Source organism: Exiguobacterium sp. Leaf187, assembly GCF_001423925.1.
In the GTDB taxonomy this organism is placed as follows: Bacteria; Bacillota; Bacilli; order Exiguobacteriales; family Exiguobacteriaceae; genus Exiguobacterium_A; species Exiguobacterium_A indicum.
On sequence record NZ_LMPR01000009.1, the window covers coordinates 1,472,895 to 1,487,544 of the forward strand.

A 14,650-nucleotide genomic window follows, 5' to 3' on the forward strand; every position below is an offset into this window, starting at 1 on the left:
TTATTTTATATTTTTTCCTTTTTTATTACTTTTTAACATTTCATAATTGTTTAATTGCTAAAATAATTAAAAGTGCCATATTCCTTTTTTAGAAAAGGAATATGGCACTTTCTTTTGAAATCTTAAGATTTCAGGGTATGGAGACGGTGGGAGTCGAACCCACGTCCGAAGGCATCGTATACTTAAGCTTCTACGTGTGTAGTCAATTTATTGGGATCTCGTCGTCAGGCTGCCAATTGACAGGCGTCCGTCCGACCAGTCTGATTCCATCTCTTCTCTTTCCCTCCAGACGGAAGGGTCCAAGCGTAGCCTGTTTAAAGTGAGACCCTAGAAATCAGCCGACCAGGCGACGGCTGCTAGGATCCGTAGCGGCAATTAAGCTGCTGCGAGTTGTGTGTTAGTTTTGCCAGTTATGGCTGGTGCGTTTTAACGAGGCCGACCCCTCGACACGCCACAGAAGACCGAACTACCCCCGTCGAATCCGTAACGTCCCCAAGATAATAAATTGGGGCTTTCCGAATACTAATATTCTAGCAGAAAAGTGTTACGGGTTCAATACTTTTGCTTATCGCGTAGTGCCCGCTCGATATCACGCTTCGCATCCTTCTTCTTCAGGTCATCGCGTTTATCGAATTTCTTCTTCCCGCGTCCGAGCCCAATCAAGCATTTCGCATACCCATTCTTGATGTAGACCTTCAGCGGTACGATCGTATAACCGTCCCGTGAGACTGCCCCGATCAAGTTCGCGATCTGTTTCTTGTGCAACAGCAGCTTTCGCGGACGGAGCTGTTCATGGTTGTACCGGTTCCCCTGTTCGAAGTGGGCGATGTTCGAGTTCCAGAGAATCGCTTCTCCCCCGTCGAACCGGACGAACGCGTCCCCGATGCTGATCTTTCCTTTACGGACCGATTTGATTTCCGTTCCCGTCAAGACGAGACCGGCTTCAATCGTATCCTCGATTGCGTAATCGAACGAGGCCCGTTTGTTGTTCGCTAAGACTTTCGAATCTGTTCCCTTTGGCATGTTCATTCACCACATTTCCGATGCGGAAGCGCTTATTTGCGCTTCCGTTTCTTATTCGAGACCGCCTTATGGAATGGCGGCTTATCCTTTTTGTCTTTCAGCGCGAAGCCTTTGCCTTTCGACTGGTTTTTCGACTTACTCGGACGTTTTGACTTGCTGCGCCGATCGTCTTTTTTCTTATCATCGCGTTTTTGCCCCGGACGTCCACCGCTTGAGCGGATCGTCTTCGACTCAAACCGTTTCTTCGGTTGCCGTTCTGGCATCCCGACGACGCTGAAGTCGATCGTCCGTTCATCGATGTTGACGTTCGTGACCTTGATCTCGACGACATCACCGATCCGGAACTGTTGCTTCGTCCGCTCACCGATCAGCTGGTAGTTCGCTTCATCGTAACGGTAGAAGTCATCCGTCATCGCTTGGATGTGAACGAGTCCTTCGATCGTGTTCGGCAATTCGACGAACATTCCGAAGTTCGTCACACCACTGACGACACCTTCGAATGTTTCACCGATGTGTTGCTCCATATACTCGGCTTTCTTCAACGCGTTCGTTTCCCGCTCCGCGTCAACGGCGCGACGCTCGCGTTTCGACGAATGGTCAGCGATTTCCGGTAAGATTTCCGAGTAACGGTCTTGCGTCTTCTGCGACTTGTCATTGTAGATGACATATTCACGCAACAGACGGTGGACCATTAAGTCCGGATAACGACGAATCGGCGACGTGAAGTGCGTGTAGTAGTCCGTCGACAGACCGAAGTGACCGATCGGTTCGATGTCGTATTTCGCTTGTTGGAGCGAACGGAGCATGACCGTACTGACGACGGCTTCTTCCGGCTCGCCTTCGACGGCGTTGAGGATCGATTGCAACGTTTTCGGTGCAACCGACTCACCCTTGCGTTCGACATTGATGCCGAAGTTACCGATGAACTTGAAGAACGTATCGAGACGTTCAGCTTTTGGCTCATCGTGGATCCGGTACATGAACGGCAGTTTTTGACGCTGGATGTGCTCCGCGACCGTTTCGTTCGCTGCGAGCATGAACTCTTCGATCAGCTTCTCAGCGACCGACCGTTCCCGAAGGATGATCTCACTCGTCTTGCCTTCTTCGTTGACGAGGACCTTCGCTTCTGGGAAGTCGAAGTTGATCGCCCCACGACGTGAGCGACGTTCGCGGAGGATTGCTGCGAGTTCCGCCATCTTGTCGAAATACTCGACGAGATCTTGGTACTTCGCGATCACTTCTTCGTCTTCGCGTTCGATGATTTTCCGGACGTCCGTGTACGTCATCCGTTCCGTCGTCTTGATGACACTTTGGAATATCTCGTGGTTGACGACAGCACCGTTCGCATCGATTTCCATGATACAGCTGAGCGTCAGGCGATCAACGTGCGGGTTGAGCGAGCAAATCCCGTTCGATAATCGGTGCGGGATCATCGGAATGACGCGGTCAACGAGATAGACACTTGTTCCGCGCTCACGCGCTTCTTCGTCGAGTGCTGAATCTTCTTTGACGTAGTGTGAAACGTCGGCGATGTGGACACCAAGCTCGAAATTGCCGTTCGCTAACTTTTTGACGTGAACCGCATCATCGAGGTCTTTTGCGTCCGCCCCGTCAATCGTTACCGTCAATTCATTCCGTAGATCGACACGTCCAACCAAATCCTTTTCATCGATCTGATCCGGTACGGCATTCGCCTCAGCGATCGCTTCCGGTGAGAAGTCGACGTTGATCCCGTGCTTATGGACGATCGACAAGATGTCGACGCCTGGGTCATTTTTGTGACCGATGATTTTTAAGACTTTTGCCGTTCCGGCGTAGCGACCGTCAGGATACTTCGTAATCCGGGCGAGGACTTTATGGCCATCGACGGCACCGAGTGTATCGTCGTTCGCGACGACCGGTAAGAACGTCAGTTTCGTATCATCCGGTTCGATGTAGGCAATCGATTCAATTCGTCCTTTTGGACTGACGAACGTTCCGACGAAATCGGCTGGTCCGCGTGAGAGAATCTTGAGCAGTTTCCCTTCACGACGATCGCCGCCGTTTGACTCGGCAAACACTTTGACGAGGACACGGTCGCCGTTGTAGACGTTCTTCAGTTCCGGTGCTGGCAAGAAGATATCGCCTTCTGAACCGTCTTCCGGTGAGACAAAGCCGAACCCGCGTTGGTGGACGGAAATCTTCCCTGCGACTTGACCGATCTGCGCGAGCGTTCCGTACTTGTTCGAGCGTGTCCGGGCGATCAACGCTTCGTCTTCCATCGCGTTCAGCGTCCGGATCAATTCCTTAAATGCTTCCGTATCCGCTAGTTCTAGTTTTTTCGTTAATTGATCAATCGACAACGGACGTTCTTCCGTCGTGATGACCGTTAGTATTCGTTCACGTAATTCCAACGTGACACCTCCAGTTACTTGCTCCAGTTCAATGACTCCAGGAAGTCCAAGATGTCAGAGTGGAGCTGGTCTTTTTCTTTGTCGAGCGTAATGACGTGACCTGAGTTCTCATACCAGATCAGCTCTTTTTGGAAGGCACTGACTCCATCATGGATGATGTTCGCGGAGTCGGTGTTGATCATGTGATCGTTGCGTGCTTGGACGACGAGCGTCGGTGCGTAAACGTCCTCAAGCGAATCGCGTGTCTCGCGCAGCAGTTCCTGTAAGTCCTTCAAGGTCGGCATCGGTTCGAAGGACGCCATCTCGTGGTCGATCTCTTCTTGTGATTTGCCTTCTCGCTTCTTGAATTCTCGTGCGTACTCGGTGACTCCTGCATACATGACTTCTTCACTTTTGATGTAGGCGGGTGCACACATCGGGATGACCGCTTTGACCGGACGGTTCATCGATAACTTCAGCGACATGACGCCACCGAGCGACAGTCCGCAAACGGCGATTTCGTCATAGCCTTTATCGACGAGTTCCTGATATCCGGCAAGGACATCCTGCCACCAGTCGGCTGGCCCGGTCTTCGTCAGCTCTTCGGGTGGGGCAGCGTGCCCTTTATATTGTGGTGCAAGGGACGTATAGCCCTGCTTCTGTAAATAGCGACCGAGGATGCGGACATCCGCGCTCGATCCCGTGAATCCGTGTAATAGTAAAACGGCACGTGGGCCGGCTTCGAAAAAGAATGGTTTTGGTAAAGTGATTTTCATAAAATGATTCCCCCTCTAACTCTATACCCCATATCCGGAAAAAATGAATATCGAGAAATACAAAAAACGACAGCGCGATCATACGGCTGTCGTTTCAATGCTCACTTATAAAAAGCGACGAGTAACGCCAAGATGAAGAGTAATGCTCCTAAGATAGACGCCACACGATTTAGGACCGCATCCAAGCCACGAGCTTTTTGGCGACCAAATAATTGTTCTGCTCCACCCGTCAATGCTCCGAGTCCGGTCGTACGACCTGACATCAATAGAACGACGATGATGAGAAGAACGGAAACGACGATGAGGCCGACAAGAGCCACGTTATGAATGATCATCGATGATCCTCCTTCAGTAATATACGCTTCTTTCATTATAGAGAAAAACAAGTACGGGAACAAGGAATAGATTTAGGAACTTTTTCCTGCCTGTTCCACCTGACGAAAAGAGACACCTGAATCGTCGACTCAGGTGTCCTGTCTTCTTATTGTTTGATCAATTCGAGATCGACTGGGATGTTCTTCTCGACTGTTTCACCTTTTAAGTGCTTGATGGCTGTTTCGACACCCATCTTCCCGATTTCAGTCGGTTTTTGAGCGATCGTTCCTGCCATTTTTCCGTCTTTGACAGCTTTGACGGCATCATCCGTCGCATCGAAACCGATGACTTTAACATCGTTCAGACCCGCTGCTTTTAACGCTTCGACCGCACCGAGTGCCATTTCATCATTGTGCGCGAAGACAGCTTTGATGTCTTTGTTATTTTGGAGGATGTTTTCCATGACCGACAAGCCTTTTGCCCGGTCAAAGTTTGCTGCTTGTTTTGCGACGACGTCGAGTTTACCGTCGACTGCTTCATGGAACCCTTTACCACGGTCGCGTGTTGCCGATGCTCCTGGAATCCCTTCGAGCTCCACGACTTTTGCTTTATCGCCGACGAGTTCGATCATAAACTCACCTGCTTGTTTCCCACCCGCGACGTTATCCGACGCGATGTGTGCGACGACGTCGCCTGCTTCTGCATTGCGGTCAACTGTGATGACGGGGATGTTCGCATCGTTCGCTGTTTGTACGGCTGCGCCAACTGCTGCTGAATCCGTTGGGTTGATCAAAATGAGATCGACTTTCTTTTGAACCATGTCTTCGATATCGCTTGCTTGTTTTGCTGCATCATCTTGTGCATCCGCGACTTGAAGTGTTGCGCCTTGTGCTTTGGCTTCTTGTTCTGCCCCTTCTTTTAACGAGACGAAGAATGGGTTATTGAGGGTTGAAATCGAAAGACCAATCTTGAAGTCCTTCGTCTTTTTCTTCGTTTCACCGTTGCTGCTGCCTGGTTGTTCCGTCGAACAAGCTGCTACGAAGACCATTAATGCCATCATGACGACTGCAAGTAATTTTTTCATCTGTAAATCCTCCTTTTTGAGTGTGGGTTATGCTGCTTGTTTCCGGTCCGCGAGTACCGCGAACAAAATGACTAAACCTTTGACGACGAGTTGGAAGAACGAGGAGACACCAAGCAAGTTGAGTCCATTGTTCAGTGTTCCGATGATCAAGGCGCCAATCAAGGTACCGACAATCCAGCCACGACCACCTGACAGGCTCGTCCCACCAAGGACGACCGCTGCGATGGCGTCGAGTTCATACGATGTCCCCGCAGTCGGCTGTGCCGAGTTCAGACGAGACGTCAGGATGATGCCGGCGAGTGCTGCCATCAAGCCTGAGAGTGAGTAGATCATGATTTTGACTTTATTAACTTGAATCCCCATCAACTTCGCTGCTTCTTCGTTGCCACCGATCGCATACGTATAGCGACCGAACGTCGTCTTCTTCAAGATGAAGTAGAGGACCGCGAAGGCGATCAACATCGTTAGAACCGGTATCGGGAAGATCCAGAAGTAACCGCGTCCGAACAATTCGAACCAGCCACCTTGGCTTAGACCAGTGATCGGTTTCCCATCCGTATAGACGAGCGTCAATCCGCGGAAGATCGTCATCGTCGCAAGTGTTGCGATGAACGGTGCGACTTTCCCGAGTGAGATGACCATCCCGTTCAAGGCACCCATGACAGCTCCGACGATCAATCCGGCAAGAACAGCGATCAACGCTGACGTTCCGTCCGTCATCAGACCCGCGACGAAGGCGGACGAGAGGGCGAGAATCGAGCCGACTGATAGATCAATCCCACCCGTCAGAATGACGAACGTCATCCCGAAGGCAATCAAGGCATTGATCGAGACTTGCCGTAAGATGTTAAATAAATTATTCAGTGTTAAAAAGTCCGGTTCCATGATCGAGACGACGAGGACGATCGCGAATAATCCTGCGAGTGGTCCAAGCTTTTGTCCGATCCCAAGACGTCTCGGTTTTGCTTCCGTTACCTTGCCTTGCATCAATTCCATATCATTGTCCTCCTGTCGCAAGTGTCATGATGCTTTCTTGCGTCGCTTCCTGTCGTGTCAACATGCCGCTCATCTTGCCTTCGCGCATGACGTAGACCCGGTCGCTCATCCCGAGAATCTCCGGGAGGTCCGAGCTGACCATGATGATCGCGACACCCGCCGCAGCGAGTTCGTTCATGATGAGATAAATCTCTTTCTTCGCCCCGACGTCGACACCACGTGTCGGTTCGTCGAGGATCAAGACTTTCGGTTGTGTCCCGAGCCACTTCGCGAGGACGACCTTTTGTTGGTTCCCCCCGGAGAGTGACTTCGCCGGCTGGTCCATCGAGCTGTGGCGGACCGAAAGTGACTTCAAGTACCCTTCTGCGAAATCGCGTTCTGCCTGATCCTTGATGACACCGGAGCGGGATAGCGAACGAATCGTCGGTAGCGAGATGTTCTCACGCAGTGAAAAGTCGAGGAACAAGCCTTCGCCTTTGCGGTCCTCGGTCAAAAAGCCGATGCCCTGGCGAATCGCATCATACGGTGTCTTGATCTTCAGCGACTGTCCGTTCAGTTCGATTGTCCCTTCCTTCAGGCGATCGACCCCGAACAATCCGCGCATGACTTCCGTCCGCCCCGCGCCCATCAAACCGGAGAAGCCGATGATTTCGCCTGCCTTGACGGAGAACGAGACATCGTCGAACCGTTTTCCGCTCGCCTGTTTGACCTCAAGGACAGTTTCACCGATTGACACGTCACGATCCGGATACCGTTCGCCCATCTCACGACCAACCATCTCTCGGACGATCTGTTCGAACGATGTCTCGGGAATCGCGTGTGTCGAGACGGAGATCCCGTCTCGTAAAACGGTGATCCGGTCGCAGAGCTCGAAGATTTCCTCCATCCGGTGTGAGATATAGACGATCGAGACACCTTGGTTGCGCAGTGCCGTCGCGACGCTGAACAAGGCACGAATTTCCCGCTCTGTCAGCGCGGCTGTCGGTTCATCCATGATGATGACTTTCGCGTCCGTCATCAAAGCTTTTGCAATCTCGATCATCTGTTGTTGACCGACCGATAACGTCCGGGCGAGTTGATCGACGTCCATGAAGACGTTCAATTCCGCAAGTTCACGTTCTGCCTGCCGCTTCATCTCCCCTTGCTTGAGAATCCCGAAGCGTGACTTCAGCTCCCGTCCGAGGAACAGATTCTCCGTTACCGTCAAATCCGGGAGGATGTTCAGTTCCTGGTGGATGAAGGCGATTCCCGCTTCTTCAGCAAGCTTCGGATTCTTATATTCGATGTCCTGTCCATCGACGCGGATTGTACCTGCGTCCGCTTTATGGACACCGGTCAAAATCTTCATCAGCGTCGATTTCCCGGCACCGTTCTCTCCCATCAAGGCATGGATCTCACCCGCAGCGAGTTCGAAGTCGACACCTTTCAGGACAGGGACGGGACCGAATGCTTTTTTGATACCTGTCATCTCGATACGCATCGCATGACCCCCTTAAAAGATTACGCCGGAATGGAAGATGACATTCGCGTACGGTGTCGCTTCTCCGGTCCGGATGATGACCTTCGCCTGCTGTGTCTGTTTCTTGAATTCCTCGTGCGGGACGAACGTCGTCTCGATCTGCATGGCTTCTAGTTGCTCGAGGACGTCCGGATTCGCTTCTTTGATCTCTGTTGCCAGTGTCAGCTGTTCGATCGCCATGTCACCGGCGACGACACGGACGACGTCGAGGAATGATGGTGTGCCGAGTTCCAGTGCTAAATCAATCCGTGCGACCCCATCTGGAATCGGTAAGCCGCAATCGGCGATGACGATCGTATCGGTATGACCGAGATCAGTCAGGACTTTGCTGATATGACTGTTTAAGATACCATGCTTCTTCATGCGTCTCCCTCCATCTGTTCCCGTGTCGGCATGCCGCCTTGTGCGCCAAGCGCGCGGATGGATAAGCCGGCTGCCCGGTTCGCGAAACGAATTGCCTCAACGAGCGGTTGTCCTTCCGTTAACGCGACGGCTAAGGCACCGTTGAACGTATCCCCTGCTCCTGTCGTATCGACGACGGTCGTTTCGATTGCGGGAATTGTCACGATCGACTCTCCGTCGTAGAAGCGTGCCCCGCGACTGCCTTCCGTCACGATCAATTTATTCGGGTATTCCATGAGCCAATGTTCGATTGGTTGGTCTTGTCCGAAGATCAAACCACATTCATGTTCGTTTGGCGTTAAGTACGTGACGTGTTCAATCAATTCCGGACTGAGTGACATCGCCGGTGCTGGATTCAAGACGACTGGAATGCCGGCTGCATATGCTTCGCGAGCAACGGTCTCGACCGTTTCGATCGGAATCTCAAGCTGGAGTAAAATGATTTCACTGTCTGCGAGAATCGGTGCGAGTGTATCATCCGTAAATTGCACATGTTGATTGGCAGACTGAACGACGACGATCGAGTTGTCACCTTCAGCGAGCGTGATATGTGCTGTGCCCGTCCGTTCGCCTTCAATCGTTTGCAAGTGTGTCGTCTGCACTCCTTGCGTTTTGAAGTTTTCGCGGATCGCTTCACCGTTTGCGTCACTGCCGACGCAACCAATCATTTCGACGGTACTGCCGAGACGCGCGACTGCCACCGCTTGGTTCGCTCCCTTTCCACCCGGTACGGTATGAAAGGCATCCCCGATGACCGTTTCGCCTGCGCCTGGACGGCGTTTACTTTCGACGACGAGATCCATCGAGATACTGCCGATGACACTGATTTGTTTCATGCTTCCTCATCCTTCCGTTTCGTCGTTTCCCGTTCGATGATCTCAACCGTCAACTCATGATGAACGGCGGCAATCGGTGTGCCTTCAATCCGCTGAATCAAAAGTTTCGCCGCCAGTTCTCCCATTTGATAGATCGGCTGCGCAATCGTCGTCAACGGTGGTGAAATCATTTGTCCGAGTTCAATCCCGTCATAGCCGATCACTTGTAGCTCGTCCGGAATTGTGATCCCGCGTTCCGCAGCGACTTGCACCGTAGCTGCAGCGATGACATCACTCGCGGCAAAAATGCCGTTGCAATGATAGTGATCAAAGAGATAGTTCGCGGCATCAAGTGCTCCTTGAAAATGGAACGGTGACTCGATGCTTGCGACGAGATGGGTTCCGGCGACTTCCTCAAAGCCATCCCGTCGTTTCTTAATCGTCGGGAGTTTTGAAGGACCGCTGATGACAGCGAGCTCCGTCGCACCAGAAGCAAGTAAGAACGAAGCTGCCTTTTTCCCGCCTTCGTATCCGTTTGACGTCACCGTCGGAATCGCACCTTGTAACACACGGTCTAAGGCTACGACCGGCACTTCAAGTTCTTCATAGTTCGGATTGTTCGAGTAGTTCGTCGTGATGATCAATCCGTCGACATGCATCGCCTCGAGTGACTTGATATATTCGCGTTCTTTCTGAAACTGTTCGTCTGTGTTACACAAAATGACTTGAAAACCATGTTGATGTGCCATATCTTCCACAGCTCGTGCGAGTTGTGGGAAAAACGGGTTCGTGATGTCTGGAACGATCAATCCGATCAGTCCGGATCGTTTTTGGAACAACGATCGCGCGACCCGGTTCGGTCGATAATCCAATTGTTTGATTGCCTGAAGCACCGCCTTACGCGATTTCTCACTGACATAACCCTTTTCGTTCATGACGCGTGAGACCGTCGCGACGGAGACATGTGCCGCTTTCGCTACTTCCCGGATGGTCGACATGTTTCGCCACCTCTTTCTTTTGATAACGCTTACAAGAATCATCATATTGTGTAACCGGTTACACATCAATCATTTTTATATATAATATATTTTATTTTTTTCGAGTCCTCGGATTGGACTATAAAAAAGAAGCCTGACGCGGCGTCAGACTTACAATCATTCCTTATGATCATCACTTTGAATCATGTCTTAAATAAAGACAATCAGTGAAAGACCAATCAAAATATTAATGAATCCTAACCCATCCGTCGCTTTCGTGTACAATGACGGTTTATCTTTTTTGACGCTGTCGTTTAGAAACATCAACGTCACGGCAATAACGGTCGTGATGCCGAGTGGTGCATTCAAAAAACTATCGGAATACGTAAATAAGTTATTCGTAATATAGACACTGTTCAAAATGGACAAACCGAACAACACTTTATGCATGAAACTCACCCCTATAATCACCAGGATCTTACGAAACCAACTAATATCTGATTTCGCTCTCCCTCTATTATAGAATATTCTTCCAGTTACTCTTCCTTACACTATTGAAAGAAAGTATCTGGAGGTATACGCAAATACACCGTAAGACAGCGTCACGCCAGCTTACGGTGTATTGATTGTCAGATTAGATAGCACTAGACGATTGATTTTCAGAAAAGACGGAGACTCCTGCGGGAAAACTCTTCATCTTTTCGCTTTCTCGCCTCTTTTTCGCTCCAAGAACAAACGTCGAATCAAAGCAACAACGAACGCAACGATTGCCAGCGGCTCAAACAAATAAATCAATAGGAACGTGACATCGATGACGGCATCCTCCGGATTATAACGGATGATATAGAGCGCACCGGGTAAGATGGCAATCAGTCCACCAATTCCGAGTGCCGTTCCCAAAATCAGACTCTGACGCGAAAACCGGCTCGTGATTTGATACAAACCGATGAATAGTATGAGTTCCGTAAAATAGATGAGGCGCAACGGGATGTCACCAATCGACGTATCAAGCCCTAAAAACAAAAACCGAAATAGCATGTCGATTCCCCCTTCCCTCTAGTTCTACCCCGAACAGCGTCCTCGTAATGCTTCATTTCCAGTTTCCCTGCATATCCTCGCTTCAATTAGGGAATAGCTAGAGAGTTACAGTCACATACAGAGAGTTGGGATCGGATGAAAGAAGAACACTCGATGAGGGTCGTCAGTTGTCTGAATGATTATTTCGAACGTCATCAGCAACCCCTTCAGGTCGATCTCTTACGAGGTCTACCACCTATCGTGCTATTGTTGCGCGATGACGCGAAACGTGCCTTTCCGAAGGAAGCGAACTTGCACGATGAACTGTTACAAGACATCAAACGTTTGATTCAGGAATGTTTGGATCCCGATACACTACGCGAATTGGGAATCGACGTCGATCTCCCGGACTTTTTCGTGACCCGTGCACCGCTTCATTCTGCCCATCATTATCTCGTTACATTCATCGAAGACTGACTTCATGTTAAAAGCAGCTATTTCTTCTTTCACAAAACATGTGAAGCAAGAGATAACTGCTTTTTTTTAGGGATAATAAAAAACCGATAGCGTCAAAGCACTACCGGTTTTGCTTTCCTTCACGTATGGTAAAGACGACTTAATTTTCAACCTCAAGAATCGCTTCGATTTCAGCTTCTACTTCTTTGTTGACCATTTGCGAACGTTTTTTACGTAATTCGAGATCCATCTCCTGATCGATGAATTGATTCGTATGCTTGTCGAAGCAATCAAAACAGATCGGATAAAAATCTTTCGCTTCTTTATTCAGAGAATTGAATTCCCACGTGTCGAGTTCCAAGTAACTGACTTGGTTGTTCGTTTCAGTTCCACAGATTTCACACTTCATCTTCATTCCCCCTTACGCGTCAATCTTCGCTTTTTCGAGTTGGCGTTCCTGACGTTCCTTGATACGCTTCAAACGTCCGTGATACTTCATGATGTTCGCTTGAGATTGTTTCGCTTCGTCAGTTGTCGGTTCTAAATCAGCGATGCCCCAGAATTTGACGACGACGTCTAATACTTGGTCGAAGTATTGGAGTGGTCCATAGTTCGTATCAACAGCAATCGTCTTCATCCGTTCCGTGAAGTCAGGCATGACAGCACCTGGCATCGAGAAGTTGATGATGACGTCTTCGAAGAAGACGATGAAGTTCGGGTCAAGCTCTAGGTGTGCTTTGACCGTGTCACGATAGAACGCATAATGCAGTGCTTCATCCTTCGCTAGACGACGGAGTAGCGTTGCTAAGTCTTTGTCGTGTGCCCCTGCGATTTTCGCGACGTTGTTATAGAAGACGAGTGTCGCTAACTCTTGCAGTGACGTATACGCCATCGTTGCTAGCGGGTTCGTGAAGTCCGGGAACCAGCCGTTTTCAACGACGCGTCTTCTTAATTGATGAAGTCGCGTTGGATTGACGTTTCGCGTGACGAGTAAATACGTCTCGAGTAAGTTCGAGTGCTGATCTTCTTCTGCTGTCCATGTCCGGACGAAGTCATTGATGACTTCCATCGAGTTCTTGAATGTATAGTCTAAGTGCGACGTGTACCACGGTAGGTTGACTTCTGTCAGTAATGCTGTCTCGATTGCGACGATGACACCTTCCGGAAGTGTGACTTGGCTTTCGTCCCAAGGAACGCGTTTGAAAGACATCGCCTTATCCCACGGAATGAACTCGTGGTAGCTCCAGTCGATGTTGGCTGAACGCTCCTTGTGAAGTCGGTATAACTCTTGAATGCGTGGTTCTAAACGGATATCTAAATCTGAATTTAACATGATCGTATCTCCTTTAGACGTATTTGTCATCTTCATCGAGCAAGATGTAATTAATGCCTATAACTATTTAATTTGCACTTATTTATGAGTATAACATTTTAGTCATCTACTAGGATGAATCAATTTTTTGACAGTTCAGTATAGTTTTGATGACAAAAGTGCTTTTCATGTTTGACATTGCTTGATATACAAAAAACCTCCTATCCGTGTGTACGTATCACACGAATAGGAGGTTTTCCTTATAGCTTGTTCAAACGATCAACCTGAAATTACTTCTTGAGGTTGTAGAATGATTTGATTCCGTCGTAGACAGCAACGTCTGAAAGCATGTCTTCGATGCGGAGAAGTTGGTTGTATTTCGCGATACGGTCTGTACGTGAAAGTGAACCAGTTTTGATTTGACCAGCGTTTGTCGCAACAGCGATGTCAGCGATCGTTGAATCTTCAGTTTCACCAGAACGGTGAGAAACGACAGCTGTGTAACCAGCTTTTTTAGCCATTTCGATTGCGTCGAATGTTTCAGTCAACGTACCGATTTGGTTAACTTTGATGAGGATCGAGTTAGCGATGCCTTTTTCGATACCTTCAGCAAGTTTCTCAGTGTTCGTTACGAACAAGTCATCCCCAACGAGTTGGACTTTGTGTCCGATACGATCTGTAAGAAGTTTGTGACCATCCCAGTCGTTTTCGTCACAGCCATCTTCGATTGAGATGATTGGGTATTTGTCAACGAGTTGTGCGTAGAATTCAACAAGCTCTTCTGTTGAGAGGACTTTGCCTTCGCCAGCGAGGTTGTATGTTCCAGCTGCTTTATCGTAGAACTCAGAAGAAGCGACGTCCATTGCAAGGTAAACATCTTCGCCTGCTTTGTAGCCAGCTTTTTCGATTGCTTCAAGGATAACTGTGATTGCTTCTTCGTTTGATTTCAAGTTTGGAGCGAATCCACCCTCGTCACCAACTGCTGTGTTAAGACCCATTCCGCTAAGAACTGATTTCAACGCGTGGAAGATTTCAGCACCCATACGAAGTGCTTCTTTGAATGTTGGAGCACCGACAGGCATGATCATGAACTCTTGGAAGTCCACGTTGTTGTCTGCGTGTGATCCACCGTTGATGATGTTCATCATTGGTGTTGGTAATGTTTTCGCGTTGAATCCACCGAGGTATGTGTAAAGTGGAAGACCAAGCTCATCAGCAGCAGCACGTGCAGCAGCCATAGAAACACCAAGGATTGCGTTAGCGCCGAAGTTACCTTTGTTTTTCGTACCATCGAGATCGATCATCTTTTTGTCGATTCCAGCTTGGTCGAAGACATCGTAACCGATGATTTCTGGTGCGATTTTTTCGTTGACGTTGTCAACAGCTTTCAAAACACCTTTTCCGAGGTAACGTGCTTTGTCGCCATCACGGAGTTCGACTGCTTCGTGCTCACCAGTTGATGCACCTGATGGTACGAGTGCGCGACCGAAACCGCCATCTTCTGTATAAACTTCTACTTCTACTGTTGGGTTACCGCGTGAATCAAGAATCTCGCGTGCGTAAATCTCTGTAATCATTGACATTTA

General features: G+C 49.3%; 16 protein-coding genes and 1 other RNA gene. 1 reads left to right on the plus strand and 16 read right to left on the minus strand.

Annotated features, from left to right (window positions below):
- Positions 1 to 135: 135 nt before the first annotated feature.
- The 13 genes from ssrA to ASF99_RS11945 form a co-directional block, all read right to left on the minus strand.
- Positions 136 to 494, minus strand: a transfer-messenger RNA (tmRNA) gene (ssrA, locus tag ASF99_RS17110).
- A 58-nt stretch (positions 495 to 552) separates the two neighbouring features.
- Positions 553 to 1,023, minus strand: a complete 471-nt coding sequence (gene smpB, locus ASF99_RS11890; protein ID WP_023469198.1) for an SsrA-binding protein SmpB — start codon at positions 1,021 to 1,023, stop codon at positions 553 to 555.
- Between the two features lie 32 nt (positions 1,024 to 1,055).
- Entirely contained in the window at positions 1,056 to 3,416 is a 2,361-nt protein-coding gene (gene rnr, locus ASF99_RS11895) for a ribonuclease R (protein WP_055968885.1), read from the minus strand.
- 14 nt (positions 3,417 to 3,430) lie between these two features.
- Positions 3,431 to 4,171: an alpha/beta hydrolase gene (locus ASF99_RS11900; protein ID WP_023469200.1), complete on the minus strand. Its 741-nt coding sequence runs from the start codon at positions 4,169 to 4,171 to the stop codon at positions 3,431 to 3,433.
- A 101-nt stretch (positions 4,172 to 4,272) separates the two neighbouring features.
- On the minus strand, positions 4,273 to 4,506 hold the full coding sequence (gene secG / locus ASF99_RS11905; RefSeq protein ID WP_023469201.1) for a preprotein translocase subunit SecG: 234 nt from the start codon (positions 4,504 to 4,506) through the stop codon (positions 4,273 to 4,275).
- A 146-nt stretch (positions 4,507 to 4,652) separates the two neighbouring features.
- A complete protein-coding gene (gene rbsB, locus ASF99_RS11910; RefSeq protein WP_055968888.1) occupies positions 4,653 to 5,570 on the minus strand; it encodes a ribose ABC transporter substrate-binding protein RbsB in 918 nt (305 codons plus the stop codon).
- Between the two features lie 27 nt (positions 5,571 to 5,597).
- Positions 5,598 to 6,566 carry a ribose ABC transporter permease gene (gene rbsC / locus ASF99_RS11915; protein WP_055968891.1) on the minus strand — a complete coding sequence of 323 codons (969 nt, stop codon included), beginning with the start codon at positions 6,564 to 6,566 and terminating at the stop codon, positions 5,598 to 5,600.
- A 1-nt stretch (position 6,567) separates the two neighbouring features.
- Entirely contained in the window at positions 6,568 to 8,046 is a 1,479-nt protein-coding gene (locus tag ASF99_RS11920; RefSeq protein ID WP_055968894.1) for a sugar ABC transporter ATP-binding protein, read from the minus strand.
- 12 nt (positions 8,047 to 8,058) lie between these two features.
- Entirely contained in the window at positions 8,059 to 8,448 is a 390-nt protein-coding gene (rbsD, locus tag ASF99_RS11925) for a D-ribose pyranase (RefSeq protein WP_055968897.1), read from the minus strand.
- On the minus strand, positions 8,445 to 9,323 hold the full coding sequence (rbsK, locus tag ASF99_RS11930; RefSeq protein WP_055968899.1) for a ribokinase: 879 nt from the start codon (positions 9,321 to 9,323) through the stop codon (positions 8,445 to 8,447). The genes rbsD and rbsK overlap by 4 nt, the downstream gene beginning before the upstream one ends.
- Positions 9,320 to 10,300: a LacI family DNA-binding transcriptional regulator gene (locus tag ASF99_RS11935; RefSeq protein ID WP_050678689.1), complete on the minus strand. Its 981-nt coding sequence runs from the start codon at positions 10,298 to 10,300 to the stop codon at positions 9,320 to 9,322. The genes rbsK and ASF99_RS11935 overlap by 4 nt, the downstream gene beginning before the upstream one ends.
- A 189-nt stretch (positions 10,301 to 10,489) precedes the next feature.
- Positions 10,490 to 10,729, minus strand: coding sequence for a hypothetical protein (locus ASF99_RS11940; RefSeq protein ID WP_055968902.1), 240 nt, complete (start codon positions 10,727 to 10,729; stop codon positions 10,490 to 10,492).
- A gap of 243 nt (positions 10,730 to 10,972) precedes the next feature.
- Positions 10,973 to 11,317 carry a hypothetical protein gene (locus ASF99_RS11945; protein ID WP_055968905.1) on the minus strand — a complete coding sequence of 115 codons (345 nt, stop codon included), beginning with the start codon at positions 11,315 to 11,317 and terminating at the stop codon, positions 10,973 to 10,975.
- A gap of 135 nt (positions 11,318 to 11,452) precedes the next feature.
- Here ASF99_RS11945 and ASF99_RS11950 point away from each other — a divergent pair, with 135 nt between their 5' ends.
- Complete coding sequence (locus tag ASF99_RS11950; protein ID WP_023469210.1) at positions 11,453 to 11,773, plus strand: hypothetical protein; 321 nt, start codon at positions 11,453 to 11,455, stop codon at positions 11,771 to 11,773.
- Between the two features lie 139 nt (positions 11,774 to 11,912).
- On the opposite strand, the gene ASF99_RS11955 is transcribed toward ASF99_RS11950, so the two are convergent.
- From ASF99_RS11955 to eno, 3 genes are all read right to left on the minus strand, one after another.
- Positions 11,913 to 12,161, minus strand: coding sequence for a hypothetical protein (locus tag ASF99_RS11955; RefSeq protein ID WP_230088506.1), 249 nt, complete (start codon positions 12,159 to 12,161; stop codon positions 11,913 to 11,915).
- Between the two features lie 12 nt (positions 12,162 to 12,173).
- Positions 12,174 to 13,085 carry an acyl-ACP desaturase gene (locus ASF99_RS11960; RefSeq protein ID WP_035396308.1) on the minus strand — a complete coding sequence of 304 codons (912 nt, stop codon included), beginning with the start codon at positions 13,083 to 13,085 and terminating at the stop codon, positions 12,174 to 12,176.
- A gap of 269 nt (positions 13,086 to 13,354) precedes the next feature.
- Positions 13,355 to 14,647 carry a phosphopyruvate hydratase gene (gene eno, locus ASF99_RS11965; RefSeq protein ID WP_023469213.1) on the minus strand — a complete coding sequence of 431 codons (1,293 nt, stop codon included), beginning with the start codon at positions 14,645 to 14,647 and terminating at the stop codon, positions 13,355 to 13,357.
- Between the last annotated feature and the right edge of the window lie 3 nt (positions 14,648 to 14,650).

Bases quoted from the DNA above. Each gene is read 5' to 3' on its own strand.
- rbsC (WP_055968891.1), bottom strand. From the start codon at position 6,566: ATGGAATTGATGCAAGGCAAGGTAACGGAAGCAAAACCGAGACGTCTT.
- ASF99_RS11950 (WP_023469210.1), top strand. From the start codon at position 11,453: ATGAAAGAAGAACACTCGATGAGGGTCGTCAGTTGTCTGAATGATTAT.
- eno (WP_023469213.1), bottom strand. From the start codon at position 14,647: ATGTCAATGATTACAGAGATTTACGCACGCGAGATTCTTGATTCACGC.
- rbsK (WP_055968899.1), bottom strand. From the start codon at position 9,323: ATGAAACAAATCAGTGTCATCGGCAGTATCTCGATGGATCTCGTCGTC.
- ASF99_RS11940 (WP_055968902.1), bottom strand. From the start codon at position 10,729: ATGCATAAAGTGTTGTTCGGTTTGTCCATTTTGAACAGTGTCTATATT.
- ASF99_RS11955 (WP_230088506.1), bottom strand. From the start codon at position 12,161: ATGAAGTGTGAAATCTGTGGAACTGAAACGAACAACCAAGTCAGTTAC.
- rbsD (WP_055968897.1), bottom strand. From the start codon at position 8,448: ATGAAGAAGCATGGTATCTTAAACAGTCATATCAGCAAAGTCCTGACT.
- rbsB (WP_055968888.1), bottom strand. From the start codon at position 5,570: ATGAAAAAATTACTTGCAGTCGTCATGATGGCATTAATGGTCTTCGTA.
- secG (WP_023469201.1), bottom strand. From the start codon at position 4,506: ATGATCATTCATAACGTGGCTCTTGTCGGCCTCATCGTCGTTTCCGTT.
- ASF99_RS11935 (WP_050678689.1), bottom strand. From the start codon at position 10,300: ATGTCGACCATCCGGGAAGTAGCGAAAGCGGCACATGTCTCCGTCGCG.
- ASF99_RS11900 (WP_023469200.1), bottom strand. From the start codon at position 4,171: ATGAAAATCACTTTACCAAAACCATTCTTTTTCGAAGCCGGCCCACGT.
- ASF99_RS11920 (WP_055968894.1), bottom strand. From the start codon at position 8,046: ATGCGTATCGAGATGACAGGTATCAAAAAAGCATTCGGTCCCGTCCCT.
- ASF99_RS11945 (WP_055968905.1), bottom strand. From the start codon at position 11,317: ATGCTATTTCGGTTTTTGTTTTTAGGGCTTGATACGTCGATTGGTGAC.
- ASF99_RS11960 (WP_035396308.1), bottom strand. From the start codon at position 13,085: ATGTTAAATTCAGATTTAGATATCCGTTTAGAACCACGCATTCAAGAG.
- smpB (WP_023469198.1), bottom strand. From the start codon at position 1,023: ATGCCAAAGGGAACAGATTCGAAAGTCTTAGCGAACAACAAACGGGCC.